General features: G+C 30.0%; 1 protein-coding gene. It reads left to right on the plus strand.

Annotated features, from left to right (window positions below):
- Positions 1 to 132: 132 nt before the first annotated feature.
- Positions 133 to 832: transposase (locus OIO11_RS11620; protein ID WP_268071632.1), on the plus strand; the 700-nt coding region annotated here is incomplete at its 3' end.

Raw genomic sequence — 832 nt, forward strand, 5'->3', positions numbered from 1 at the left:
TAGTCGCTTGCAGAATTCTGCAAGCATTGATTTGCCTAACTTTTAAGCCGTTAGGCTTTTATATTTTCCTCCACTGCGACATAATAGAATTACACCACATAAAACCAAACACCACAGAGGAGGAGAACAAACATGTTTTGTCTTAATAAAAATAAACAACTTAATTTTTTTGAACAGGTATCTGATTTAAAAGCTTTCGCTTCAAAGCAACCTGTTGGGTTCATAACTTTGCTTTCTGACAATTTTGATATTGAAAGCTTTATTCCTAGTTCTTTTACAGAACATTATTATGCCGATTTAGGCAGGAATAGAGAATATACACTTTCTTCTGTATTATCAGCTCTAATTTTAATGCAAATTTTTCATATACCTACTACCGTATTGTTAAATCTATTTCTTGTATTTTCTACTGAAATAAGAGAATTTTGTGGCTTCTATAATTCGGTACCAGATGAGTCTTTTTTCAGTAGATTTAAAACTAACTTTGAAACTGATATTGCTAATTTATTTGATTCCATGGTTCCTAAAGTTATTAATATCTGTGAAGAAATCAATAATGATCTTCCAGATAATTCTCCCTATAAAGGTCTTAATTCTATGCTTATATATGATACTTCTGGCTTAAAACCAAGAGTTAAAGAAAATAATCCAAAAACACTGGTATCCGAAATTAATAGACAAAAATCTTATGCTAAAGCCACAAACAAAAAAAGTTTCAATCCTTATGCTGCCGCATATAAGAATATGCCGAAATTTGCACAAGCTAATTCTAATATTAGGTTAGATTTTGTTAATGGTCATTTTGGATACTTTTATAAATTTGGTCTTTTAA

The organism is Clostridium sp. ZS2-4, from assembly GCF_026719745.1.
In the GTDB taxonomy this organism is placed as follows: Bacteria; Bacillota; Clostridia; order Clostridiales; family Clostridiaceae; genus Clostridium_H.